The organism is Mesorhizobium sp. M7A.F.Ca.CA.003.01.2.1, from assembly GCF_003998945.1.
Classification (GTDB): Bacteria; Pseudomonadota; Alphaproteobacteria; order Rhizobiales; family Rhizobiaceae; genus Mesorhizobium; species Mesorhizobium ciceri.
In genome coordinates this window covers 1-558 of sequence record NZ_RZRA01001603.1, presented here as the reverse complement: position 1 = coordinate 558, position 558 = coordinate 1, and the positions used below count along the sequence as shown (strand labels likewise).

General features: G+C 65.9%; 1 protein-coding gene. It reads right to left on the bottom strand.

Translation table 11 applies throughout. From position 1 onward, the window contains the following. Positions 1-527 (bottom strand): ABC transporter ATP-binding protein (locus EN969_RS34480; protein ID WP_164758814.1); only part of this gene is annotated, 527 nt, incomplete at its 3' end. Between the last annotated feature and the right edge of the window lie 31 nt (positions 528-558).

Below are 558 nucleotides of genomic sequence, written 5' to 3'. Positions count from 1 at the left end.
AGCAATTCGTCCTGCATGGCGGTGCGCGTCTGCATGTCGAGCGCGCTGAACGGCTCGTCCATCAAAAGGATCTTGGGCTGGTTGATGAAGGTCTGCGCCAGCGCGACGCGCTTGCGCATGCCGCCCGAAAGCTGGTGCGGATAGTGCTTCTCGAAGCGGCCGAGGCCGACGCGGGCGATCCAGTCGCGGGCGCGGTCGTAGGCCTGCGCCTTTGGCGTGCCGCGATAAAGTGGACCGGCGGCGACATTGTCGATGACACTGCGCCAGGGAAACAGCGCATCCGCCTGGAAGACAAAGCCGATGTCCCGGCTGATATCGGTGACCGGCGTGCCCATGACGCGGACATTGCCGGTCGTCGGCCGCAACAGGCCGGTGACCAGGTTGAGCGTCGTCGACTTGCCGCAGCCGGTCGGCCCGACGACGCAGGCGAACTCGCCGCGCGCCACGGTCATCGTGAAATCGCGGATCGCCGTCATCATGTGCCCGTCGGGCGTGACGAAACGCAAGGTCACATCATCGATGGCGATCGCGGCGTCGGCTTGTGGCGCGGACTGAGAC